This is a genomic window from Rosenbergiella collisarenosi, assembly GCF_018494085.1.
Lineage (GTDB): Bacteria > Pseudomonadota > Gammaproteobacteria > Enterobacterales > Enterobacteriaceae > Rosenbergiella > Rosenbergiella collisarenosi.
Map to the genome: position 1 here is coordinate 61,382 of NZ_JABBFP010000001.1, position 26,233 is coordinate 87,614.

General features: G+C 47.8%; 18 protein-coding genes. 11 read left to right on the forward strand and 7 right to left on the reverse strand.

Going from position 1 to position 26,233, the window contains the following annotated elements:
• The first annotated feature begins 7 nt into the window (after positions 1-7).
• Positions 8-3,838 (forward strand): AsmA2 domain-containing protein YhdP, encoded by a 3,831-nt coding sequence (gene yhdP, locus HGT70_RS00300; protein WP_214194586.1) that lies wholly within the window; start codon positions 8-10, stop codon positions 3,836-3,838.
• A 59-nt stretch (positions 3,839-3,897) separates the two neighbouring features.
• On the forward strand, positions 3,898-5,343 hold the full coding sequence (gene tldD / locus HGT70_RS00305) for a metalloprotease TldD (protein WP_214194587.1): 1,446 nt from the start codon (positions 3,898-3,900) through the stop codon (positions 5,341-5,343).
• Between the two features lie 24 nt (positions 5,344-5,367).
• Here the strand turns inward: tldD and aaeR are convergent, their stop codons facing one another.
• A complete protein-coding gene (aaeR, locus tag HGT70_RS00310; protein ID WP_071433542.1) occupies positions 5,368-6,288 on the reverse strand; it encodes an HTH-type transcriptional activator AaeR in 921 nt (306 codons plus the stop codon).
• Between the two features lie 264 nt (positions 6,289-6,552).
• Here aaeR and aaeX point away from each other — a divergent pair, with 264 nt between their 5' ends.
• Genes aaeX through aaeB form a run of 3 tightly spaced genes read left to right on the forward strand, consistent with a single transcriptional unit; the run spans position 6,553 to position 9,664 of the window.
• Positions 6,553-6,756, forward strand: coding sequence for a p-hydroxybenzoic acid efflux pump operon protein AaeX (aaeX, locus tag HGT70_RS00315; protein ID WP_071433544.1), 204 nt, complete (start codon positions 6,553-6,555; stop codon positions 6,754-6,756).
• A gap of 7 nt (positions 6,757-6,763) precedes the next feature.
• On the forward strand, positions 6,764-7,696 hold the full coding sequence (gene aaeA, locus HGT70_RS00320) for a p-hydroxybenzoic acid efflux pump subunit AaeA (RefSeq protein ID WP_071433546.1): 933 nt from the start codon (positions 6,764-6,766) through the stop codon (positions 7,694-7,696).
• A 12-nt stretch (positions 7,697-7,708) separates the two neighbouring features.
• Positions 7,709-9,664: a p-hydroxybenzoic acid efflux pump subunit AaeB gene (aaeB, locus tag HGT70_RS00325; protein ID WP_214194588.1), complete on the forward strand. Its 1,956-nt coding sequence runs from the start codon at positions 7,709-7,711 to the stop codon at positions 9,662-9,664.
• 45 nt (positions 9,665-9,709) lie between these two features.
• On the opposite strand, the gene argR is transcribed toward aaeB, so the two are convergent.
• The 4 genes from argR to zapG all read right to left on the reverse strand — a co-directional run bounded on the left by argR (position 9,710) and on the right by zapG (position 13,385).
• Positions 9,710-10,180: a transcriptional regulator ArgR gene (gene argR, locus HGT70_RS00330; protein ID WP_071433550.1), complete on the reverse strand. Its 471-nt coding sequence runs from the start codon at positions 10,178-10,180 to the stop codon at positions 9,710-9,712.
• A gap of 271 nt (positions 10,181-10,451) precedes the next feature.
• Positions 10,452-11,513 carry an outer membrane-stress sensor serine endopeptidase DegS gene (gene degS, locus HGT70_RS00335; protein ID WP_214194589.1) on the reverse strand — a complete coding sequence of 354 codons (1,062 nt, stop codon included), beginning with the start codon at positions 11,511-11,513 and terminating at the stop codon, positions 10,452-10,454.
• Positions 11,514-11,597: 84 nt separating this feature from the next.
• On the reverse strand, positions 11,598-12,971 hold the full coding sequence (locus HGT70_RS00340) for a Do family serine endopeptidase (RefSeq protein WP_214194590.1): 1,374 nt from the start codon (positions 12,969-12,971) through the stop codon (positions 11,598-11,600).
• A gap of 15 nt (positions 12,972-12,986) precedes the next feature.
• The gene (zapG, locus tag HGT70_RS00345; protein WP_071435205.1) at positions 12,987-13,385 is read right to left on the reverse strand and encodes a Z-ring associated protein ZapG; all 399 of its coding nucleotides are present in this window, start codon (positions 13,383-13,385) and stop codon (positions 12,987-12,989) included.
• Between the two features lie 199 nt (positions 13,386-13,584).
• Here zapG and zapE point away from each other — a divergent pair, with 199 nt between their 5' ends.
• The 5 genes from zapE (at position 13,585) to sspB (ending at position 17,216) form a co-directional block, all read left to right on the forward strand.
• Entirely contained in the window at positions 13,585-14,721 is a 1,137-nt protein-coding gene (gene zapE / locus HGT70_RS00350; protein WP_071433556.1) for a cell division protein ZapE, read from the forward strand.
• Between the two features lie 238 nt (positions 14,722-14,959).
• The gene (gene rplM, locus HGT70_RS00355) at positions 14,960-15,388 is read left to right on the forward strand and encodes a 50S ribosomal protein L13 (protein ID WP_071433558.1); all 429 of its coding nucleotides are present in this window, start codon (positions 14,960-14,962) and stop codon (positions 15,386-15,388) included.
• Positions 15,389-15,403: 15 nt separating this feature from the next.
• Complete coding sequence (rpsI, locus tag HGT70_RS00360) at positions 15,404-15,796, forward strand: 30S ribosomal protein S9 (RefSeq protein WP_071433560.1); 393 nt, start codon at positions 15,404-15,406, stop codon at positions 15,794-15,796.
• 286 nt (positions 15,797-16,082) lie between these two features.
• Positions 16,083-16,712, forward strand: a complete 630-nt coding sequence (sspA, locus tag HGT70_RS00365; protein WP_071433562.1) for a stringent starvation protein SspA — start codon at positions 16,083-16,085, stop codon at positions 16,710-16,712.
• A gap of 15 nt (positions 16,713-16,727) precedes the next feature.
• A complete protein-coding gene (sspB, locus tag HGT70_RS00370; protein ID WP_071433564.1) occupies positions 16,728-17,216 on the forward strand; it encodes a ClpXP protease specificity-enhancing factor in 489 nt (162 codons plus the stop codon).
• 49 nt (positions 17,217-17,265) lie between these two features.
• Here the strand turns inward: sspB and HGT70_RS00375 are convergent, their stop codons facing one another.
• Together HGT70_RS00375 and gltB are read right to left on the reverse strand one after the other, a co-directional pair.
• A complete protein-coding gene (locus tag HGT70_RS00375; protein WP_214194591.1) occupies positions 17,266-18,684 on the reverse strand; it encodes an FAD-dependent oxidoreductase in 1,419 nt (472 codons plus the stop codon).
• 9 nt (positions 18,685-18,693) lie between these two features.
• Entirely contained in the window at positions 18,694-23,160 is a 4,467-nt protein-coding gene (gene gltB / locus HGT70_RS00380) for a glutamate synthase large subunit (RefSeq protein WP_214194592.1), read from the reverse strand.
• A 611-nt stretch (positions 23,161-23,771) separates the two neighbouring features.
• Here gltB and arcB point away from each other — a divergent pair.
• Positions 23,772-26,099, forward strand: a complete 2,328-nt coding sequence (arcB, locus tag HGT70_RS00385) for an aerobic respiration two-component sensor histidine kinase ArcB (protein ID WP_214194593.1) — start codon at positions 23,772-23,774, stop codon at positions 26,097-26,099.
• Positions 26,100-26,233 lie beyond the last annotated feature (134 nt).

Consider the following 26,233-nt stretch of genomic DNA (forward strand, 5'->3'; position numbering starts at 1 on the left):
GGGGACAGTGAGCAGGCTATCACAGTGGATATTACGGACCATTACCGCATTGATCGTGGTGGCTGCACTTCTCGTGACAGCACTGCGTCTGGCTATGCCTCATATGGACCGGTATCGTGAGCCATTACTGAATGCAGCATCAGCTGCGACGGGAGTCCAATTCTCGGCAGATAAACTGCAAGGTGACTGGAAGAATTTTGGGCCAACACTCGCGGTAGACAATTTTTCTGCACGACTTGCCGATGGCGGTCAGCTAAGTATTAAGAAGGTAACGTTAGCGCTCGATATCTGGCAATCTCTTCTTCATGCGAGTTTACAGTTTCGTGATCTGACATTTTGGCAGCTGCACTTCTCGATACAACAGTTCTCGCATAACGATAGCTCACCACACTCTGGATATGACAGTAATAAAGTCAAAAACCTCTTCTTGCAGCGCTTCGACCATTTCATCCTTCGTGAGAGTACTGTCGACTTTCCTTCCCCTTCAGGACAGCGTATCACGCTGAATATCCCAAGCCTTACGTGGTTCAATGAAGGGAAGTTACACCGCGCTGAGGGACTAGTGAACTTAAGCAGTTTTACCGGTCAGCACGGTACTGCACAGTTGCGTATTAACCTCCACGATAAGCAACAGTTCCTCGATAAAGGCACCATCTGGCTCAAAATAGACGATATTGATGCTAAGCCGTGGTTAGGGAACTGGATCGATAAAAATACAAATTTAAAGAAGGCGCATCTTAGTTTGATGGCCTGGCTCCATATTGCAGACGGTACACTTGCCTCGGGTGATGTCGTGATTAATCATGGCGATGCGCAGTGGCAGGAGAATGAGCAATCGGCCCATCAATTACAGTTAACTCAGTTATCGGCTGAGTTAACTCGGGTTAATAAAGGCTTCGTATTATCCATTCCGGATACCGGGATTTCGATTGATAAGATGCGTTGGCCGCGGGGTAGCGTTGCCGTTAACTGGCAGGCCGACGATAAACAGCCTTGGCTGCCTGCAGAGCATTCCGATGTTAGGGTGCGTGCTACGAATATAGAGCTTGCACGACTTACCCCTCTAGTTCCATTGTTGTCGCCATTACAGGACGATTATGCGAAGCTCTGGCTACAGGCGGCTCCGCACGGACGCCTGGCTACGCTTGCGATGGATATTCCTTTACAGGATGTTATGCAAACACGTATTGAGGCAAACTGGCAGGATCTTGGCTGGCGCGCAGTCCAACAGGTTCCAGCCGTTACCGGTTTTTCTGGGTGGGTAAGGGGCGGAGCACAGCAAGGCGAAACTAAGCTTGAGCTGGCACAGCAGACGCTTGCTTCACAGGGGCAGTTACAGGCCCCTCTCGAGCTACAACATTTTTCCGGTGGGTTCTCTTGGGATAGCGGCGATAAGCGTCTGGCGCTCTCAGGCGAAAATATCGACCTGAGGGCAAAATCTATTGCTGCGAAGGGCGACTTTACTTATCAACAGTCGGATCGGCAGCCAACAGATTTACAGATCTTAGCGGGTATCAATGCTTATGATGGTGCTGATGCATGGCGCTATTTCCCCATCAAAATCATGCCGAAAGGTTTAGTTCATTATTTGAGTAGCGCAATCCAGGGCGGAAAGGCGAATAATGCGACATTGGTTTTTGCGGGTAATCCTCATCAATTTCCTTTTACTCATAATGAAGGCACCTTCCAAGTTACGGTGCCGTTAACTCAGGCAACCTTTGCTTTCCAGCCAGGATGGCCAGCGCTGTCACCTCTTGATATCACGCTTAATTTTGTGAACAACGGCTTGTGGATGAGCACTCCTGCTATTCGCTTGGGCAACGTTCCAGTCACTCAAGTGACTGCTAATATCCCTGATTATCATAAGGAACAATTATTGATCGATGGCGATATCCGCGGGCAAGGAGAAGATATCCATCGTTATATGAAGCAAACTCCGCTAGCAAACAGTGTTGGCAGTGCTCTGGATGAGTTAAAGGTTAAAGGCGAGGTTTATGGCCACCTCGGTCTTACTATCCCTCTCGATGGTAAAGAGGTGATTGCCAAAGGTGATGTGAATTTACACAATAACCAGTTAACGATAGTACCGCTACAAACACAGATGAAAGGCGTTACGGGTCGTTTCACTTATAACAATGGTCGACTAGTCAGTTCTCCTATTTCTGCGCAGTGGTTTGGTCAACCGGTTGAAATGAGTTTCTCTACAGAAGAAAAAGCAGACCAGTTTGCTGTCAATGTTCAGGCGGGTGGCAATTGGGATCTTGAAAAAATAACGGCATTTCCTACAACGTTACGTCAGCAACTACAAGGGAAGCTTCCTTGGCGTAGTCAGGTAGCCATCGCACTGCCACATCACGGTGGGGCGCGTTACCACGTGCAATTAGTGAGTGATGGCGCGCGTGTGGCAGGGACGTTACCGGAAGCCTTGGGGATAGGGGCAACTTCTTTCCCTATCGACGTCACCGCAGAGGGCGACTTATCGACACTACAGGTAATGGGCGCCGTCGATCGCCAGCAGCGTTTTACGACGCAATGGGCGTTATCGCCGAAATTGGCCTTAGAAAAGGGGCAGTGGCTAAGTCATACCTCTGATCCTGCGGTACTCCCTCAGCAATCTCTTCTGGACGTCAGATTACCTGCAATAGACGGCGATAAGCTCTTGGACGTGATACAACGCGTTACGACCACTACATCTGCCTCGCCGCAGAAAAAAGTCATGCACAACGCGACATCACAAGGATGGCAGGCCGCGATTCCTTTTGCGCTCCCTGCTCGTTTACACGCCGAAACGCCGACCTTGACTTTCTCCGGGCAGCAATGGCGCAACCTGACTGCGAACGTCACGCAACTGCTTTCTCAACCCGCTATCTCGGTTGCAAGCGAGGAAGCTCGTGGCGACTTGCACATCCGCCAAGGACGTCCTTGGTTGCTGAACTTGGACTACTTGTATTACAACCCGCAGTTCCCTGCGACGCAGATTGCACAGCAAGCTTCCCAAAAAATAGCACAAGCCCCCATTGATTTTAGCCAGTGGCCAGCGCTTGACGCCACCTGTAACTCCTGTTGGTTTGCCGGACAGAATTTTGGACAAATAAAAGGTAAGTTCAGCGTGAATCAAAAAACGCTAACATTACGTGACGGTACTATCGATACTGGGCATAGCCGCCTATCGGTGATGGGGGAGTGGAATAATGTTGCAGGACAAGAGCGTACGGCGCTAAAAGGGCATCTACATACGGATAATCTTGCGGACGCAGCGCATTGGTTTGGGGTAGAGGTTCCAGTAAGCGATACCCCCTTACACCTAGGCTATGACCTGCACTGGCGAGATCTCCCTTGGCGACCCTCTATTCAGACGTTAAGTGGATTACTTACGCTGAACGCAGGAAAAGGGGCATTCCGCCATGTCGAAACGGGCGCCGCTGGCCAAGTCTTGCGCTTGTTAAGTATCGATGCGCTCCTGCGTAAAGTCAGCTTAGATTTCAGAGGCACCTTGGATAGCGGTTTCTATTACGATAGCATTACGGGAACAGCTTGGCTGGATAAAGGTATATTGCATACTGAAAATCTAAATATCGATGGTCTCGAAGCGGATATAGGTATGCGCGGAGAGGTTGATTTTACGCGCCGCCAGTTCGATTTATTGGCAACGGTTGCGCCCGAAATTTCAGTACCGGTGGGGGTTGCCGCGGCTTTCGCCATCAATCCGATTGTCGGAGCCTCTGTGGTTGTCGCAAGTAAGGTACTGTCCCCCATCTGGAGTAAAATATCGTTATTACGCTACAGTATCACCGGACCCATGGGTAAACCAGAGGTGAAGGAAGTCCTGCGTAAGTAATGACCGAATGACGTCGGCAGCAGAGTACTCGCTGCGGCTCTAATTAAAAGTGAGAATGTATGAAACTGAACTTGGTTAGCGAGCATTTACTGACTCAAAATACCCTTACGCACCAAGATCTTTCACGTGTGCTGAGCCAGCTTTCAGAGCGCCACTTAGATTATGGTGATCTCTACTTTCAATCCAGCATGCATGAGTCATGGGGACTTGAAGATAACATTATTAAAGAAGGGTCTTGGCATATCGACCAAGGCGTCGGTATCCGCGCTATTAGCGGTGAAAAGACCGGTTTTGCCTATGCTGACCAATTGACGCTAAAAGCGCTTGAGCAAAGTGCTAGCGCCGCACGCAGCATAGTCCAAGAACAAGGCGATGGTAGAATTCGGACTCTCGCTGCGGTGGAGCATAAGGCGTTATATGCAGCCGTCAACCCACTGGATAGTCTGACGCGTGAAGATAAAATTGCGCTACTCCACCGAGTGAATCGTGTTGCACGCGCTGCGGACCCACGAGTTCAAGAAGTTAGCGTTCACTTATCAGGCGTCTATGAAGAGGTCTTAGTCGCCGCGACAGACGGTACTTTAGCCGCAGATATTCGCCCGCTTGTTCGTTTATCTATCAGCGTACAAGTCGAAGACCAAGGTAAACGCGAGCATGGGTCGTGCGGCGGAGGTGGACGTACCGGTTACGAGTTTTTCCTACTCGATGAGCAAGGCGAAACTCGTTGTGGTGGCTGGGCAAAAGAAGCGGTAAGGATGGCGCTTGTTAATCTATCCGCGATTGCCGCGCCAGCAGGAACCCTCCCCGTTGTTCTAGGAGCAGGTTGGCCCGGTGTACTCTTGCACGAAGCCGTCGGTCATGGATTAGAAGGTGATTTTAATCGCCGTGGTACATCGATGTTTAGTGGTCAAAAGGGCGAGTTAGTTGCCTCTGAACTTTGTACCGTTGTGGACGATGGTACCCTAAATGGATTACGTGGCTCGATTGCGATCGATGATGAAGGGGTACCGGGTCAATACAATGTGTTGATAGAGAAGGGTATCTTAAAAGGATTTATTCAAGATAAACTCAATGCGCGGCTGATGGGGCTACCTCCTACGGGGAATGGACGTCGAGAATCTTATGCTCATCTCCCGATGCCAAGAATGACCAATACTTATATGTTGGCCGGTCACTCTACACCACAAGAGATTATTGAAAGCGTCGATTACGGGATCTACGCACCCAACTTTGGTGGGGGCCAAGTCGATATCACCTCAGGCAAATTTGTTTTCTCGACCTCAGAGGCTTATCTGATCGAGAAAGGGAAAATAACTTCGCCAGTGAAAGGCGCAACACTGATTGGCTCTGGTATTGAAGCCATGCAGCAAATCTCTATGGTAGGTAATGACCTTGCTCTAGATAAAGGTGTTGGCGTCTGTGGTAAAGAAGGGCAGAGCGTCCCTGTTGGGGTAGGACAACCCACACTAAAACTGGATCGCCTGACCGTCGGTGGCACGGCATAACACTCTAAGAGGTAGCCGTTCAGGCTACCTCTTACTTAGAAATAGTTCATAACGCGTCGCCATCTCTTTGAAGTATTCTGCGAGTAAAGCTAAGCAGATCTGCACTTTAAGCGGGAGCTTATCCTTTTCTGTATAAAGCGCATGGACGGGGCGTGGCTTCGAGCTGTATTCGGGAAGTAGGATCTGAATATTCCCCTGTTTTACCTCATCCATTACCCACATCATTGGCATATACGCAATGCCGGCACCCGACTTAAGCCAATGCACCAACGTTTGTGGATCGTTCGTGGCGAATCGTCCGCTAAGCGAGAGGTGAATGAGTTCACCATCGGGAGAAGTTAGCTCCATCTCATTATAAGGAGAGAGGGTGTATTCCAGCCAAGATAGTGCAGCAAGCTCGCTGTGATGAGTTGGGAGAGTTATCTGGCTGAGATACTCTTTACTGGCACAGATAACCATCGGCATTGCGCCAATCTGCCGTGAAAAAAGGGTGGAGTTTTCCAAATGACCGGTTCGTAACACCAGGTCTAACCCATGGGTGATTAAATCGGGGGTCGGATTGTCGGTCACAAGGTCAATCTGCAAGCCTGGATAGTCGGCTAACAAACGCATTGCGATGGGGGCGAGGACATTTTGAGCCATCGTCGTGCTGGAGCCGATACGTAATGTTCCTACTGGCGTATTATTAAATTCAAACAGTTGCTCATGAACCAATGTGGCCTCATTCAGCATACGTTGGCAACCTAAGTAATAAATTTTCCCGGCTTGTGTCATGCCAATACGTCGTGTACTACGGTTAAGAAGTTTGATGTTTAGCTCATCTTCTAAGCGAGAAATCGTTTGCGAAATCGATGAAACGCTTACCTGCATCTGCTGAGCCACGGCGGTAAATGATCCTAGCTCGACGACTTTGGCAAACACCGACATTCTTTTTAATCGTTCCATTATTAACTCTGAGTTAAAAGTGATTTAGTTCACAAAATATAGAAAACAATTGCTAAGACAAGTTACTATAACGCTATAAATAGAATTTTGTTTCTCTATTCTCCCGTTATAATCTTTATCTGTAGTGATGTGTTGTTTCGGTTTCAGCGGCTAATGATAGGGTCTTCATTGCCTTTCAACCAAATAAGTAACCATTATGGATCTTAAAGCTTTCCAGTGTCCTGTGCCGAGCGGCTCACTGGCCATTGTGTTAAAGGATTTTACATGAGTGTGCATCCAGTTTTGGTGATATTTGGGCTCTCATTTCCACCTATTTTCGTTGAGCTTATCTTATCTCTCATTGTGTTTTGGCTCGTGAAAAAAGTGCTCACGCCAACCGGAATCTACGATTTGGTCTGGCACCCCTCGTTAGTCAATACCGCCCTGTACTGCTGTGTGTTTTATCTCGTTTCGAGTTTAATAGTCTGAGGTTTCAGTGAAAACGTTAATAAAAAAAGTGGCTCGCTACGCGATTACCTTTGTATTGGTGATAATTGCAATTGTGATTGTTTTTCGTACATGGGTGTATTATACCGAATCCCCTTGGACGCGTGACGCAAAATTTTCTGCCGATGTCGTAGCGATAGCTCCAGATGTGACCGGTTTAATCACGCAGGTAAACGTTCACGATAATCAGTATGTTAAGCGCGGAGAGGTCTTATTCGAGATTGACCGCCCTCGTTTTAAAGAGGCGCTGGATGAGGCACAGGCCGATGTTGATTACTATCAAGCGGTGGTCGGTGAAAAACGTCGTGAGGCTGCGCGCCGTAATCAATTAAGTACTGTGGCTTTATCGCGAGAAGCGGTGGAACAAGCTAATAATGATCTACAGACAAGTGAGCATCAGTTGGCAAAAGCTTCCGCAGCGAGGGACTTAGCGCAATTGGATCTCGTTCGTGCAACGGTTAAAGCTCCCGCCGACGGATGGATCACCAACTTGAATGTATATGGTGGCGAGTTTATTAATCGTGGGTCGGTGGCCGTAGCCTTGGTCAAAGACCACACCTTTTACGTGACCGCTTACCTGGAAGAAACCAAGCTACATGCAGTTCGCCCTGGTCTGCGTGCAGAAATTACTCCACTAGGGAGTAATCTAAAACTCCGCGGAACGGTTGAAAGTGTGGCCGCAGGGGTGACTAACAGTAGCAGCAGTAACGATAGTAAAGGTATGGCAAGCGTCGACTCTAATCTTGAATGGGTGCGTTTAGCACAACGTGTTCCTGTACGTATCCATCTTGATGAGCAAGTTAGTAATCACTTCCCAGCAGGTACTACTGCAACGGTAATCATTACCGGTGAAAAAGACCGACTGGATCGTGAGCCTTCTCCACTAGAAAAGTTAACGAATCGATTACGTGAATTTGGGTAACGTGGAGGCGGTATGATTCAATTCTTACGCTTTCCAGTTAAATTAACTTTTGCTGTATTATTAGCGATGCTATTGGGTTTCTATTTTAATTTAGAAACCCCCCGTTGGGCAGTGATGACCGCGGGTATCGTGGCTGGTGGGCAAGCCTTTGCTGCCGGGGGGGACCCTTATTCTGGCGCATTACGCTACCGCGGTTTATTGCGGATTATTGGTACCTTTTTAGGCTGTATCGCGGCGCTAGCAATCGTCATGACGACCATTAGGGCACCAATGGTCATGTTATTCCTTAGTTGCCTGTGGGCGGGATTCTGCGTGTGGATCTCGTCGCTAGTGAAAGTAGATAACTCTTATGCCTTCGGTTTAGCTGGCTATACAGCCCTAATCATTATTATCTCAGCCAACGCTACCGGGTCTATGGAGCTGATGCCGCGATTAGCCGTTGAGCGGTGTAGTGAGATAGTGATCGGTATTCTATGTGCCATCCTCTCCGATATCTTCCTCTCCCCCCGTTCGATCAAACGAGTCATCGACCAAGAAGTTGACCAGTTACTGCTTGCTCAGTACCAGTTATTACAACTTTGCGTGGGGTTGGGCGAGAAAGAAGAGGTTGATAAAGCCTGGAGCGGACTGGTCGCTCGTAGCAGTGCATTTAGCGGTATGCGTAGCCAATTAAAGATGGAGTCTTCACACTGGCAAAACAGTAGTCGTCGTTTGAAGATGTTGAATACCCTATCGTTAACCATGATTACGCATGCGACCGAGACCTACTTGAATTTACAGGCTCATCCCGAATATCTCTCAAGTGCTTTTGTTGAGGTTATCGAGCAGAAGGTGGACTCGATTAGCGAGCTACGCAACAAGGTCCGTGAACTCCGTAAACTGTTTAACGAATACCCGGCGGAGTCTGTGCCGCTGGCACTTTCAACGTGGGTCAGCGCGGCGTCTGAGTACCTGCTGCTCTCCAAGGGAATACGCAGTAATGTCAAAGTGAACGGTACGGAAGAGGCTATTTTACGGCGTGAGGCGATCATTACGCCACGCTCTGCTGAAACGCATCATGCGATGATCAATGGCATCCGCACCTTTGTTGCCACTTTCTCGGGCGTGCTTTTTTGGCTGTATTCGGGGTGGAATGCAGGCAGCGGCTGTATGATCATGTTAGCGGTCGTGACTGCGCTAGCAATGCGGATCCCCAACCCACTGATGATGGCGAAAGACTTTCTGTATGGTATGACGGCGGCTTTTCCGCTCGGTTTACTCTACTACGCCTATCTCATGCCTAATACTCAACAGAGCATTTTTCTACTCTGCTTGATTATCGGGACGCTGGCTTTTGTCGCGGGAGTATTGATTCAACGGCGTCAAGTCGGCGCGTTGGGTGGGTTTATCGGTACTCTAAATGTTATTGTATTAAGTAATCCGATTAAATTCCCTATTGAGTCTTTTCTCGATAATGCGTTGGGGCAAATGATTGGCTGCTTCTTATCATTGATGGTGATATTGCTTATCCGCGATAAATCTAAGGCCAAGACGGGGCGTAAAATATTAAACCGGCTTATGTACGCGGCAGTGGCCTCGCTAACCACGAATCCTTCTCGGCGGAGAGAAAACCATTTACCGGCACTCTATCAGCAGCTCTTCATGTTATTAAACATGTTCCCAGGCGATCTGAACAAATACCGTTTAGCGTTAACGCTTATTATTAGCCAGCAGCGACTACGAAGTTTTGTTATTCCGCCGAACTCCGTTTTATCTGAGTTTCATCAGCGTCTACGGCTAACAGGAGACAAGGTGATCGCGGCGCATAGCGTAGAGAAGAAAGAGTATTATTACGAGCGTTTACTCAAGGAGTTAGGGACTTACGAGCAACTCCTTGAGGAGAATCATGCCTCGGTAGCGGTTAAAGAATCGGTCCATCGTTTAACCGACATTTTGACGCGTTATCAATCCACGATGATCAATATCTAACCGTATAATTACCGGCTGGCGCACGGCGTCAGCCGAGTACAAAGGCTATAATTCCTGTTCGAATAGAGTCAGTACAACGGTATGGAGTTTTTTAACCGTAAAGCCGCGTGAAGGCGTGATAAAGATGGTGTCATCGCCAGCAATGGTCCCTAGAATACCCTCTGATTTACCTAATGAATCAAGGAGGCGCGCAATAAGTTGCGCCGCGCCTGGACTGGTACGTATTACCACCAACGCATCGTTATAGTCGATGTCTGTGACTAAGTTTTTCAGCGGACTGCTAGTGGTTGGAACCCCTAACTCAGCGGGCAAACAATAGACCATCTCCATTTTTGCATTTCGTGTTCTGACAGCGCCAAACTTGGTGAGCATGCGGGAGACTTTAGATTGATTTATATTCTGAAAACCCTCTTCTTGTAACGCATGAACAATTTCGCTTTGCGAGCTAAATTTTTCTTCTTTAAGTAGTGCCTTAAAGGCCCGTACCAGATCGTCTTGCTTAGAAGGGGTTCGCATAATAAACCTTTGAAAGAGGGGGTAATGAGATTATTATGCATCTTGCTGCATTTTTATTCAATAATCTCTCTACGTTAAAAAAGAACTTATAGAGAATTAATCTTAATAAGCATCACTATCTACTTATTATATCCCATTATTACTTGGAGTAGGGGGAGATTATTGTGAATAAAAACCTGAATACCATAGGTCGTACTTAACAAAAAATTCCCCAATTCCTCCGTGAAACGACTCATTATTCAAAACTAAAACGACCGCTGGGAGAGGGGGATTAGTTACTATCTTGCGGAAACTCTTGGATGGTAACAGGTAAAAGTTTCTTCTGCCCTTGCCTCAATATTTGCACATCAATGACTGATCCAGGACGAATTTCAGCCACCTGATCCATGGTCTCTTGCGCAGAGACAGCGGGTTTATTATTAACGCTGAGTAGTAGATCATTAGGCTTAAGCCCGGCTAATTCGGCTGGCCCTGTAACTTTCGTAACGATAATTCCCTGTAACTTCTCATAGCTATTTGCCTGTTCGTGCATCGGGGGAATTTCTCTGCCAGTGATACCGATAAAACCACGGATAACGCGGCCATCACGAATAAGCTTATTCATGATTTTAATCGCTAAAGTGGTAGGGATAGCAAAACCGATCCCCTCAGGTGTTTCGCCATCATTGCTCTTATCGAAAGTGAGGGTATTGATACCCATCAACTCGCCCAATGAGTTGATCAATGCACCACCAGAGTTACCTTGATTGATTGAGGCGTCAGTCTGCAGAAAGTTCTGGCGACCCGATGAACTGAGGCCGACTCGACCTGTAGCGCTAATGATCCCTTGAGTAACGGTTTGGCCTAGGTTGTAAGGGTTACCGATCGCCATCACGACATCACCGATGTGTGGGTTACGGTGATCATTAATGGGAATAATCGGTAGACTTGGGGCAGAGATCTTCAAGACCGCCAGATCGGTCATCGCATCGGAACCGACGAGCGTGGCTTCATAAAAGCGGCCATCTTGTAACGCGACGATGATTTGATCAGCATTGCTGATGACATGGCGGTTGGTCAGGATGTAACCCCGCTGGTTCATAATGACACCGGAGCCTAAGGTGGTGAAATCTTTACGGCCTTGAGTTTGTGAATTGCGATTATAAACATTAACCACAGCCGGCGCGGCGCGGCGTACCCCCTGACTAAAACTAAATACCGATTCTTGCATGTTGGTAGGTGTTTCATTACTCGAAAACAGTGCTTCGCCACCACGCAAGTAATGCATGCCAGTAAGTAGGATAATAGCGACCACGAGGCCGATAAGCGCTGAGCGGAGTAATTTAAATAACATGCTAGTAACGTTACGAAGGGGGAGATAGGTGCAGGATAGCATGAGAAGGGTAGGTACGCACCTCTGTACCTACCCTAATTACGTCTAGCGAAGCAGTAAAAATAGATTATCTTTACCGCGCATAACACTCATTGCGATGACAGGTGGTTTGGTGGTTAGTATTTTATTCATGCCCTCGACCGACTCTACTCGCTGACGATTGATGGCAGTGATTACATCACCGGTGTGAAGTCCAATCTGCTGGGCTGGACTAGCGGGTGCAACGCTATCGACTTTAACGCCTTTTGCCTTATCCAGCGTCAGTCCATCACTAAATTGAGCGCCTTGTAAAGCAGGGTTATCTATAGTGATAGGGGTCGCATCCGGAGCGCCTTGCTCAAGAATGACGTCCACATTGATTGATTTGCCATCACGCAGAACGGTGAGCGTGACTTTATCGCCTGGCGCACTGGTACCCACTTTAACGCGCAGTTCAGCGAAGCTGGTAATCGGTTTGCCATTCAAACCGGTGATGATATCACCGGCTTTAATGCCGGCTTTGGCCGCGGCAGAGTTTGGCAGAACTTCCGCCACGAAAGCCCCACGTTGGACGTCAACGTGAAAAGCTTTAGCCATATCGGAAGACATCTCTGTCCCTTTGAGCCCAAGTTGTCCACGCGAAATCTTCCCGTTTTTGATCAGCTGATGTGCAAGGTTCATTGCCATATTGGAAGGGATAGCGAAACCTATACCAATATTACCGCCACTCGCGGCAAGAATAGCGGTATTAATCCCGACCAACTGCCCCTTCAAATTCACCAACGCGCCACCCGAATTACCACGGTTAATCGCGGCATCGGTTTGGATAAAGTTCTCTAGGCCTTCGATATTCAAGCCGCTACGACCTAAGGCCGAAATGATCCCTGAGGTGGCTGTCTGGCCTAATCCATAAGGATTACCGATCGCCACAGCAAAATCGCCGACTTGTAGCGCATCGGAGTCTGCAACATTGATTTGTACTAGATTTTTAGCATTTTTGACTTGAATAAGTGCGATATCGGTTTGGCTATCGTGACCGACTAATTTTGCAGGATATTCGTTTCCATCGCCCAACTGCACCGTAATTTTATCGGCACCATTCACAACGTGATTATTGGTGAGGATGTAGCCATTTTTAGCATCGATGATCACGCCCGAGCCCAATCCTTGAAAAGGCTGGGGTTGCTGCTGTTGAGGTGATTGACCAAGAAAACGTTTTAAGGGTTCAGGGATCTGTTGGTCTTGATCTTCCGTTGTCGTACCACTCACTTGCACGCTCACGACAGAGGGCAGCGTTTTTGCCAGCATAGGCGCCAGTGAGGGAAGCGGTTGATCACCTACTTGTGCAGGTAAGTTCGCATACGAGGCAGGTAGGTAGGTCAACCCTAAGCTTATACTCAGCGCTATTGCTAGCGCTAAGGGTGTACGATTCTTTTTCATCAATGACCCCGACGATTATTTATCAGTGGTAGAGCTTCTTAGTAGTCCTGACGATTTTTCAGAATAATCGCGAGGCATTTCCGCTAAGGTGTTTTCAGTTTCGCCATTTTTAGCTGTTTGCTGCCACACGAAAGGATTGCTTTGTGACGCTTGTTCAGGAAGCAGCTCTTTCGTCGTGCTCGACATATGTTGGTAGAGTTCTTGGTAATTCTGAGACATGTTTTCAAGTAATTCAGCGCTACGTACAAAGTGGCCGTTAAGCTCCTGTTTTAACTCTTTTAGTTCGTCTTTAGTTTTTTCTAATTCGTACTGTAATGCGTGTTGATCCCGCAGCTTACGGCTACCGAAACGCGTGAGGACTACCCCAATGATTGCACCAATAATTAATCCGATCAGCCCATATTCCCAGGTCATAATGACTCCCATAATATCCGTTGTGTTAAGGGGATGACGATAAACATTTACCCATTCTAAGTAAGATGCTAGTCGAAAATAGTTTACTTCACTATACCTGTTAATGCTCAGGATGTGGAATCCTGCATTAACCTGGCGTAATGTAGAGCAAATTTCAAGGTTGTGATTGTCGTCTTCGAATTTCTTAACGGTACCCACTATGCAAACCATTTCTCCACTGGCTCGTTACCAACAAGCCATCGAACAGGGCGATTACCAGCCTGATGCTGTGCAAAAAGCGGCGGTAACTCAACTCGATAGTATCCAAAAAGCGTTAATTGCACGTCAGCACACTGGCCCGACATCAGCGGATAAGAAAGGGTTCTTAGGACGCTTTTCTAAATTTTTTCAACGGACAGAGGCCGATGCAGCGCCTGTGCCGGGGTTGTATATGTGGGGGGGAGTAGGACGTGGTAAAACATGGATTATGGATATGTTCTACCAGTCAGTGCCTGGCGATCGTAAGCTACGGTTACACTTTCACCGTTTTATGTTGCGCGTTCATGAGGAGCTGAGCCAGCTACAAGGTCATAGTGACCCATTACTGATTATCGCTGAACGTTTTCGTGAGCAAACAGATCTGCTGTGTTTCGATGAGTTTTTCGTCTCGGATATTACCGATGCGATGTTGCTTGGCACATTGATGGAAGCCTTGTTCGAACGCGGGATTACTTTAGTGGCGACCTCAAATATTCCCCCTGATGAACTCTATCGTAATGGGTTACAGCGCCCGCGATTTTTACCCGCTATCGAACAAATAAAAACGCATTGCCAAGTGATGAACGTAGATGCAGGTGTCGATTATCGCTTGCGTGCGTTAACGGCTGCTCACCTATGGAAATCACCGATCAATGAGGATACCGATCAGGCGATTGCGGCTTTATTCAAAAATCTTTCTGGGAGTGATTTTGCACTAGCCCCTACACCGATACTTGCGATCAATCACCGGGAGATGAAAACCGAGCACGTCGCAGAAGGAGTATTAGCGATTCGGTTTAGCGTCCTGTGTGGGGAAAACCGAAGCCAGCATGACTATATTGCGCTTTCTCAGCAGTTTCACACCGTTTTGTTGCTGGATGTCCCACAGTTAACGAGTGCGAATGAAGATCAAGCACGTCGATTTCTTGCAATGGTAGATGAATTCTATGAAAGACATGTTAAACTCGTCGTTTCTGCGCAAGTCGTGTTGGAAGATATCTATCAAGGTAATCAATTGAAATTTGAATACCAACGCTGCTTATCTCGTCTTCAGGAGATGCAAAGCGAAGAATATTTGCGTCTTGCTCATTTGCCGTAAGGCAGAAATACACGTGGAGTTGCGAATTAATGATAAAAGAGGTCGATTTTTGATGTCGACTTCTTTATAATCTTGCGACCCCACGTTACAACAAATGGTTTTATTCCCAAAAACCTTTGTGTTCCGGTAGTTCTATCCGAAGGGGTAGGCTTACTGGCAAAATGGTCGTGTGAGCCTCAACCGTTAATAGCGTTTGGGATTTCACCAACGTGTAACTTATATTTGGGTAAGCTTTTAGATGAAAACTTTTACAGCTAAACCAGAAACCGTCAAACGCGACTGGTATGTTGTTGACGCAACTGACAAAACATTAGGTCGCTTAGCGACTGAACTGGCTCGTCGTCTGCGTGGTAAACATAAAGCGGAATTCACTCCGCACGTAGATACTGGTGATTACATCATCGTTCTTAACGCTGAGAAAGTTGCCGTAACTGGTAACAAACGTAGCGACAAGATCTACTATCGCCACACTGGTCACATCGGTGGTATCAAGCAAGCGACCTTTGAAGAAATGATTGCTCGTGCTCCTGAGCGTGTCATTGAAACCGCGGTAAAAGGCATGCTGCCGAAAGGCCCTCTGGGCCGTGCAATGTTCCGTAAACTGAAAGTTTACGCGGGCAACGAGCACAACCATGCGGCACAGCAACCGCAAGTTCTGGACATTTAATCGGGATCAATGGCAATGGCTGAAACTCAAAACTACGGCACAGGTCGCCGCAAAAGCTCTTCCGCACGCGTCTTTATTAAGCCGGGCAGCGGAAACATCGTAATCAACCAACGCTCTTTAGAGCAGTATTTCGGTCGTGAGACTGCACGCATGGTCGTGCGTCAACCTCTGGAACTGGTTGATTTGATTGGTAAAATGGATCTGTACATCACTGTTAAAGGTGGTGGTATTTCTGGTCAGGCAGGAGCGATCCGTCACGGTATCACTCGCGCTCTGATGGAATATGACGAATCTCTGCGTTCTGAACTACGTAAAGCGGGCTTTGTTACTCGTGATGCGCGTGAAGTTGAACGTAAGAAAGTCGGTCTGCGTAAAGCACGTCGTCGTCCACAGTTCTCTAAGCGTTAATTCATTGCTGCTCTGCAGCGATGTTTTTTCCAAGAAACCCGCTTCGGCGGGTTTTTTATTTGGAATGGAATACCGATTGCAGTGAAGTAATGATACGCAGCTAACGTCGATCCGCTCCTTTTCCTCGCAATACCTCATTAAATTAGCAAAGTTAGCAGCAAGATTGAAAGGTTACCCACAAAGCCTTCTATTTCTGGTAAACTATCGCGCAGTTTATGGTCTATTGTCTGCCATCTGTAGTCTAGATGGTTAATCGCAGCTCTTATTCGTATATGTGGAGGTTTTCATGGCTGTCGCTGCCAACAAACGTTCGGTAATGACACTGTTTTCTGGACCCACTGATATCTATAGCCACCAAGTACGTATTGTACTGGCTGAGAAAGGCGTGAGTGTAGAAATTGAACAGGTGGATAAGTCAAATCTTCCACAAGATCTGATCGATCTCAACCCGTATTGTACGGTCCCGACTCTGGTTGACCGTGAGCTGACGTTGTATCAGTCTCAAATCATTATGGAGTATTTGGATGAGCGTTTCCCCCATCCACCACTCATGCCGGTCTATCCTGTTGCGCGCGGCGAAAGTCGTTTAATGATGCATCGTATCGAACAAGACTGGTACAGCCTGCTGTTCCAAATTCAACAGGGCTCAGGTGACGAGGCAGATGCGGCACGTAAACAACTCCGTGAGCAGCTATTGGCTATTGCGCCTCTGTTTGCGCGTACCCCCTATTTCTTAAGTGAAGAGTTCAGCTTAGTCGATTGCTATCTTGCTCCACTATTGTGGCGTTTACCGTCTTTAGGTGTTGATTTATCAGGAACTGGCTCTAAAGATCTTAAAGGCTATATGAATCGTGTTTTTGAACGTGATTCATTCCTCGCTTCTCTGACTGAAGCTGAGCGTGAAATGCGTCTCTAATCGAGGCTTATATTTATGGATATGACGAATTTGACTGCACGCCGCCCGTACCTATTGCGTGCGTTCTACGATTGGTTATTAGATAACGAGCTAACGCCACATCTGGTCGTGGATATTAATCTACCGGGCGTGGAAGTTCCTTTAGAATTTGCGCGTGATGGACAAATCGTTCTTAATATCGCTCCTCGTGCAGTCGGGAACTTAGAACTTGGTAACGAATTTGTGAGTTTCAATGCGCGATTCGGGGGTGTTCCTCGCCAAGTTTTCGTTCCGTTGGCAGCCGTTATGGCTCTCTATGCACGTGAAAACGGCGCAGGGACTATGTTCGAGCCAGAACCTCAGTACGATGATATTGAGGTTGGCGCAGATAAAGCAACGTCTCATGAGCCGAAAATGTCGGTTGTCGAGGGTGACGGTGACGCTGAATCCTCGGATAGCGACGAGGGTGATGATGACACTCCGCCACCGAAAGGGGGGCGTCCTGCCCTACGAGTCGTTAAATAACGAAAAAAGAGCGCATAGGCGCTCTTTTTTATTCCCTCAGAGATAGAATTTAGACTTCTAGATAATCCAAGATCCCTTCAGCCGCTTTTCGACCTTCAGCGATGGCCGTCACCACCAGATCAGATCCCCTCACCGCATCACCCCCTGCAAATATCTTAGGATGACTCGTCTGAAAAGGTGTCTCTGCACTTTCTGGAGCGATGATCCGACCCGTTGTATCAAATTCGATGTTAAACTCATCTAACCAAGGCATACTGTGTGGGCGAAAACCAAAGGCAAGGATGACCGCATCAGCGGGGATGACATGCTCTGATCCCGCTACCGGTTGAGCTTGCCGACGTCCAGCTGCGTCGGCAGGGCCCATCTCTGTGCGTACCATTTTCACACCGGCAACTTTTCCACTACCATCAATCTCGATGCCTAAGGGCTGCAGGTTAAACTGAAAATCGACGCCTTCTTCTCGTGCATTTTTTACTTCGCGGCGAGAGCCTGGCATATTCGCCTCATCGCGTCGATAGGCACAGATGACGTTAGAGGCGCCTTGACGAATGGAGGTTCTCACGCAGTCCATCGCGGTATCTCCACCGCCAAGCACGACCACGCGTTTAGCATGCATATCGAGATAGGGTTGCTCTGCCAGCGCCTCAAAGCCCATCGTTTTACGAGTGTTGGCGATAAGGAAAGGTAACGCGTCATAAACCCCTTGAGCATCTTCGTTGCTCAAACCACCTCGCATCGACTGATAAGTCCCCACCCCAAGGAATACGGAGTCGTACTCATCGATAAGGCTCTGCATGGTGATATCTTGGCCGACTTCGACATTGAGGCGAAACTCCATGCCCATCCCTTCGAATAGTGCGCGGCGTTTAATCATGACCTCTTTCTCGAGTTTGAAAGACGGAATACCGAAAGTGAGTAGTCCACCAATCTCAGGATGGCGATCAAAGACGGTAACCTGTACGCCGTTACGGGTCAGCACATCCGCACAGGCTAAGCCGGCAGGTCCAGCACCGATCACTGCCACGCGCTTATTGACCGATTTAACCTGCGACATGTCCGGACGCCAACCCATCTCCATCGCTTTATCGTTGATATAGCGTTCGATATTACCGATCGTGACGGCACCGAAATCATTATTCAGCGTACAAGAACCTTCACACAGGCGATCTTGCGGACATACTCGGCCACAGACTTCGGGCAGACTGTTGGTCTGATGCGACAGTTCAGCCGCCTCAATAATTCGACCTTCATTAGCCAGTTTTAGCCAGTTGGGAATGTAGTTATGAACCGGACATTTCCACTCACAATAAGGGTTTCCGCAATCCAGACAACGATCGGCCTGCGCTTTGACTTGCCCTTCAGAGAAGGGCTCATAGATTTCAACAAATTCGATTTTACGGAGTTGCAGCGGCTTTTTTGGCGGGTCTACACGCTGTAAGTCAATAAATTGATAAACATTTTGGCTCATCTTAGCTCCTTACTGCGCCTGTACCCGAAGTTCTGCCGCTGACCGACTACGGTGGCCAAGTAATGCTTTTACATCACTAGACTTCGGTTTGATCAGCATAAATTTCTCAGCCCAATTCGACCAATGTGCGAGGATCTCCTCACCACGACTCGACTGTGTATATTGGACATGTTCAGTGATGAGTCCGCGTAGGTGCTCTTCATGGATAGGCAACGATGCGACATCCAACACCTCAACTAATTCACCGTTTACTCGCTTACGGAACTCACCGTCCTCATCAAGCACGTAAGCAAATCCGCCGGTCATTCCTGCGCCAAAGTTAACGCCAGTACGACCCATTACGCAGACAACGCCACCCGTCATGTACTCGCAGCCATTATCGCCGATCCCCTCTACGACGGTGATAGCTCCCGAGTTACGGACTGCAAAACGCTCTCCTGCACGACCAGCAGCGAAGAGTTTGCCGCCCGTCGCGCCATACAGGCAGGTGTTCCCTGCGATAGTCGCTTCATGGCTACGGAATGCTGACCCCATAGGTGGACGGATCGCGAGTAGACCGCCCGCCATGCCTTTCCCAACATAGTCGTTAGCATCGCCCGTCAGGAGCATCTCTAAGCCACCCGCGTTCCACACACCGAAACTTTGACCTGCAGTCCCATTGAGGTGAACTTGGACTGGGTCGCTTGCCAGACCTTGATCCCCATAACGCTTAGCAATCGCCCCGGATAACGTTGCCCCCACTGAGCGATCCGTATTTTTGACGTCAAAGTAGAAGTGTTTGCTCTGCTTCGCTTCAATGTAAGGCAGTGCTTGTTCCATCAGCTCTTTGTTAAGCGTTCCTTTATCAAAAGGAGGATTCGACTCTGTACAATACAATGCTTTACCTGGAACTGGTGTTGCGGTTTCGAGTAGCGATCCTAAGTTGAGTTTTTGTTGTTTCGCGGTAAAACCTTCTAAAGCCGTCAGTAGGTCGGTACGTCCTATTAGGTCGGTAAGACGACTCACTCCTAAAGAGGCCATGATTTCACGCGTTTCCCGGGCGATAAATTCAAAGTAGTTGGTCACTTTGAACGGCAGCCCATGGTAATGATTTTTACGTAATTTCTCGTCTTGGGTTGCTACGCCCGTTGCACAGTTATTAAGGTGGCAAATACGTAAGTATTTGCAGCCTAGCGCAACCATCGGGCCGGTGCCAAAGCCAAAGCTTTCGGCGCCGAGAATAGCGGCCTTGATGATATCTAATCCGGTCTTTAACCCACCATCGATTTGTAGGCGGATCTTGTGACGTAATCCGTTGGCAACCAGGGCCTGTTGAGTCTCGACTAGTCCAAGCTCCCAAGGGCAACCGGCATACTTTACCGATGTCAGCGGGCTAGCGCCGGTACCGCCATCGTAGCCTGCGACAGTAATTAAGTCGGCGTAAGCTTTTGCTACACCAGTGGCGATGGTTCCTACACCGGGTTCAGAGACCAATTTCACGGAGATTAGCGCACTAGGATTGACTTGTTTTAAGTCGAAAATAAGTTGTGCTAAGTCTTCTATCGAGTAGATATCGTGATGCGGAGGTGGCGAAATGAGCGTAACGCCGGGTACTGAATAGCGTAGACGCGCGATATAAGGCGTCACCTTATCGCCGGGTAACTGCCCACCCTCACCAGGTTTTGCACCTTGCGCAACTTTAATCTGAATCACGTCGGCATTAACCAGATAAGCTGGGGTTACACCAAAACGACCCGAAGCCACCTGTTTAATACGGGAAACTTTATTAGTTCCATAGCGCGCGGGATCTTCTCCGCCTTCACCAGAGTTAGAGAAACCACCAATACTATTCATTGCTTCTGCTAACGCTTCATGGGCCTCTGGGCTCAATGCGCCGATCGACATCGCTGCGGTATCGAAACGTTTAAAGAGTTCGCTAGCCGGTTCTACCTCATCAACATTGATAACCTCTCCTGTCGGATTTAAGGCCAATAGGTCGCGTAAGGTAGCGGTAGGGCGGTTATTAACATGCTGAGAATAATTGAGGTAATCGGCATAGTCTCCGCTTTCGACCGCGCGTTGTAGACTATTAACGATATCGGGGTTGTAGGCATGATATTCGCCACCATGGACGTACTTCAGCAGTCCACCTTGATCGAGAGGCTTACGTGCTAACCATGCGCGCTTGGCCAAGTTCACCAAGTCTTGTTCAAAATCGTCGAAATTGGCACCGCCGATCCGGCTGGTAACATTCTGGAAGCAGAGTGTGGTGATATCTGTGTGTAGCCCCACCGCTTCAAATAATTTGGAGCAGCGATAAGAAGCAACTGTCGATATTCCCATCTTAGACATGATTTTATATAAGCCCTTGTTGATACCATTCCGGTAGTTCAACATCGCTTTACGGTAATCATGATCGATAATGCCGCTATCGGCCATCTTAGCTAAGGTTTCATAGGCTAGCCACGGATAGATTGCCGTAGCGCCAAATCCTAGTAGTACGGCGAAATGATGAGGATCGCGGGCGGATGCCGTCTCAACAATAATATTGGCATCGCAACGCAGGTTTTTCTCTACTAACCGAGCTTGGACAGCACCGACGATCATTGGGGCAGGGACAGGAAGTCGATCTACCGCAATGTTTCTATCGGAAAGTACTAGTAGCACGGTTCCTGAACGAACCATTTCTTCAGCGCGATCGTTCAAACGATGAATGGCAGCTTCTAAGTTCTCCTCAGTAGGATTGAAAGTACAATCCAGGGTATCTGCCTGATAGTATTGGCTATCCAGTTGCGTTAACTGTGAGAAGTCTGAGTAAAGTAGGATTGGCGATTTAAAACTGACACGGTGCGCTTGACCCTCCGCTTCACAAAAGACGTTCATCTCTTGTCCAATACACGTCGCTAACGACATCACATGATTTTCACGTAATGGATCGATAGGGGGGTTGGTCACCTGTGCAAATTGCTGACGAAAATAATCATAGATAATGCGTGGTCGGCTACTTAATACGGCAAATGGCGTGTCATCGCCCATCGATCCAACGGCTTCTTGACCATTCTCGCCAAGCACACGGATAATCGTGTCGAGTTCTTCACTGCTATAGGCAAACTGTTTTTGCCAAGTGGCCAACTGTATATCATCAAGTTGACGGCTACCGACTTGGTCTTCAGGCAGTTCTTCAAAAGGTACTAGCCGTTTAACGTTCTTTTCCATCCAGGCTTTATAGGGATGGCGGATCTTGAGATCATTATCGGTTTCGGCTGAGTGAAGAATACGGCCGTTGCGCGTATCGATCACCATCAGTTCTCCTGGACCGACACGGCCTTTTTCAACCACTTCATCGGGTTGATAATCCCAGATCCCGACCTCTGAGGCACAGGTGATCAGTTTATCTTTGGTAATCACATAGCGCGCAGGCCGTAGGCCATTACGATCAAGGTTACAGGCAGCATAGCGGCCATCAGACATCACTATACCGGCAGGTCCATCCCAAGGCTCCATATGCATGGAGTTGAAATCGAAAAAGGCGCGTAGATCCGGATCCATATCAGGGTTATTTTGCCAAGCAGGTGGCACGAGTAAACGCATGGCACGCACTAAGTCCATACCACCGTTTAAAAAGAGCTCCAGCATATTATCCATGGAACTGGAGTCGGAGCCCGTTTCATTAACGAAAGGCGCGACGGTATGCAGATCGGGGATCAGTGGCGTATTGAATTTATAGGCGCGAGCTCTTGCCCATTGACGGTTACCCGCAATGGTATTGATTTCACCGTTATGCGCCATATAACGGAAAGGCTGAGCGAGTGGCCAGCGTGGTACAGTATTAGTCGAAAACCGCTGGTGGAATAGGCAGATAGAGGATTCAAGGCGCAAGTCAGCCAAATCAAGGTAGAAGCGCGGCAGGTCGGCAGGCATACATAAGCCTTTATAGATATTGACCTGATTAGACAGACTACAGATATAAAAATCACTATCCCCCAGCGCTTCAACCCGCTTTTCGATACGGCGGCGCGCCATGTAGAGGCGTCTTTCCATATCACGAGGACGCCAACCTGCGGGGGCGTTAATAAAAATTTGTTCAATTACTGGTAGTGAGGAAAGCGCGATTTCACCTAGAACGTCACGATTGATAGGAACCTCGCGCCACCCGACTACAGAAAGCGTTTCGCGTAACACTTCTTCTTCGATAATTTTGCGTGAAATAGCCGCTTCTTCAGGGTCATTACTTAGAAATAGCATCCCTACGCTGTAATTACGCGCCAGCTGCCAGCCTTGGGTTTCTGCTATATAACGAAAGAAGCGATCCGGCTTTTGTAGAAGAAGTCCGCACCCATCACCCGTTTTACCATCAGCCAGGATAGCACCACGGTGCTGCATTCGGGCTAAGCCGTGGATAGCGGTTCTAACGACTTTATGGCTGGGCTCGCCTTCTATATGAGCGATGAGCCCAAAGCCACAGTTATCCTTCTCGAAGGATTTATCATACAACATTGAGACAACCTCCACGGGCTCTGCGGCCCTTTTTCCAGCACTTTGCTACAGATAACGCTGCATGGGCTAGGGTAATGGTTAGGAGAGCTAATTCGCGCTAACCACTGCGGCGAATAAAGGGCGCCTACAGGGAACGTTAATTGCTGAAATTGAGCGGTGGTATTGCCTTCCGCACAGATAGCTACCAGTTAAATCCCAACTTATCGGGAAACATGAGCGAGGTCAAATTCGTAAGGTAACAAATGTTTCATTAGGTGTTTTTATGTATCACTATGATTTAAATGTATTTTTATCGTTATTTTGCTTATTTGCCTTGTTATGGTGCATCGCTATTATGTGAGCTGTATCACTATGGTGCAGGCTAAATATTTAGTCTCGGCGCTGGAATGTAGGTAAATACTAGTGTTTTATATTGCCTAATCGGCATTTTTTGATTTTTTTTACTATTTTAAGTCTAACGTGCTTTTTTAGTTTAGAGGGGAAGTTAATGCAATAACAAACGTCTATTATGAATTTAAATGCAAATGATTGGCATTTAAATTCACGCTCTAATCTTCTGCTCCCGTACTAATTTTACGCTATCATGTACGCTCCTCGATGATGGAGTGATTATGAAACATATCCGCCTTTTAGCGCAGTATTACGTTGATCTCATGGTCAAACTTGGCCTCGTTCGCTTTTCTCTACTTCTCGCCTCCGCCCTAGTGGTATTAGCGATGATTGTGCAAATGGCGGTAACACTTCTTCTTCATGGACATGTTGAATCAATAGACGTCGTACGTTCGATATTTTTTGGATTACTGATTACTCCTTGGGCAGTCTATTTTCTTTCCGTTGTGGTTGACCAACTGGAGGAATCTCGCCAGCGTTTGGCAAGATTAGTTGATAAGTTGGAAGAGATGCGTGATCGTGACCTGCAGCTTAATCAGCAGATGCAACAATCCATTACGCAATTGAATCAAGAGATTACCGAGCGTCGAAATGCTGAACAAGCCCGCGAGCGTGCCATTCTTAAGCTTGAGGAGGAGATGGAAGGGCGTATCCAAGCTCAAACCGAACTTGAGCAGCAGTCATCGTTCTTGCGTTCATTTTTAGATGCGTCTCCGGACTTAGTCTTTTATCGGAATATTGACCGCCAATTTTCAGGCTGTAACCGCGCGCTGGAACTTCTAACCGGTAAGAGCGAACAACAACTCATTGGCCTTACACCGCAAGATGTCTATGAGCCGGATGCTGCTGAGAAAATTCTTGAGACCGATGAAAAGGTATTCCGCCATAATATCGCGCTGACTTATGAGCAATGGCTGCATTACCCTGATGGGAAAAAATCCTGTTTCGAAGTCCGAAAGGTCCCCTATTATGATCGCATCGGTAAACGAAACGGTTTGATGGGCTTCGGTCGCGATATTACTGAACGTAAGCGTTATCAAGAAGCGTTAGAGAATGCCAGTCGTGATAAGACGACATTTATCTCCACGATCAGTCATGAGTTACGTACCCCACTAAATGGTATCGTCGGGCTGAGCCGCATCCTATTAGATACTCAGCTAGACCAAGACCAGCTAAATTATTTAAAAACTATTCATGTTTCGGCGATAACGTTAGGGAATATTTTTAACGACGTCATCGAGATGGATAAAATTGAGCGTCAGAACATCAAGCTTGATCGTCAGCCGATAAATTTTACAGATTTTATCGCCGATCTCGAAAATTTGGCTGGTTTGCTGGTTCAACCTAAAGGGTTGATTTTTACCATGCAGGCGGAAGAACCCTTACCACAAACCGTTCTGGCTGATGGTACTCGTCTACGGCAGATCTTATGGAACTTGATCAGTAATGCAGTTAAATTCACTAAGCAGGGTGAAATCTCGATACGAGTAAGTTATCAGGCTCAGCATCTTACTTTTGCAGTACAAGACTCAGGTATCGGTATTCCTCAATCTGAGCAGGATAAAATCTTTGCCATGTACTATCAGGTCGAAGACGAGCAGGGTGGAAAGCCTGCGACAGGGACAGGTATCGGTCTAGCCGTATCGGCCCGGATTGCTGAAGCGATGGAGGGAAGCATCCGTGTCGAAAGCGAGCCTCATCGAGGAGCATGCTTCACCCTAGACGTGTCTGCGCCAGAGATCCTTAGCGAACAGTCGGTCACTTTAGAGGAAGACGAGTGGTTATTACCTGCACTCCATATTCTTCTTGTCGAGGATATTGAACTGAATGTCGTGGTAGCGCGTTCTGTGCTCGAAAAGCTCGGCTGCTCAGTCGAGGTCGCGATGACTGGACAGCAAGCACTCGATCTCTTCGAACCTGATGAGTTTGATATGGTACTACTCGATATCCAGCTACCGGATATGACAGGGCTACAAGTGGCTAGCCAGCTTAAAGAACGCTTCACTGCTCAGCAACTCCCTCCCCTAATCGCCTTAACGGCGAATGTATTAAAAAATAAGAGTGAATATCTTAATGCTGGACTTGATGGTGTGCTCAGTAAACCGCTTTCTGTACCCGCTCTCACTGCAACGATAAAGCAATTCTGGGACCCTCAATCATCGCAAACCATCGAGCCCAACTTGTCATTGAGTCACGAATTATCTGAGAAGCTTGATACCGAGATGCTCGATCAGTACTTAACTTTAGTTGGCCCTTCACTGATCCACGATGGTCTAGCGATGTTTGAAAAAATGATGCCCGATTATTTAGAGGTATTAGACTCGAATATGCTGGCGAGAGATCAGCTCGAGATTGCTGAACAAGGTCATAAAATTAAGGGGGCGGCCGGGGCGATTGGCCTCAGACATCTACAAAAAATAGCTCAACAAATTCAATCCCCAGATCTACCAGCATGGTGGGATAATGTACAAGATTGGGTAGATGAACTGCATAGCAGTTGGAAAAAGGATGTCGACGTTTTAAAGGGATGGTTGGAAGGTCGTTCGTAGAGAAAAATTACCCCGGATAAACCGGGGTGCGCGAAGATTGCGCCAACACCAGGGAAAAAGAACCAAATAGCATAATAATTAGTCGTTATTGAGAGTAATCGCCTTGCTATTTAGTGGTATTGGGTACTTGCCTC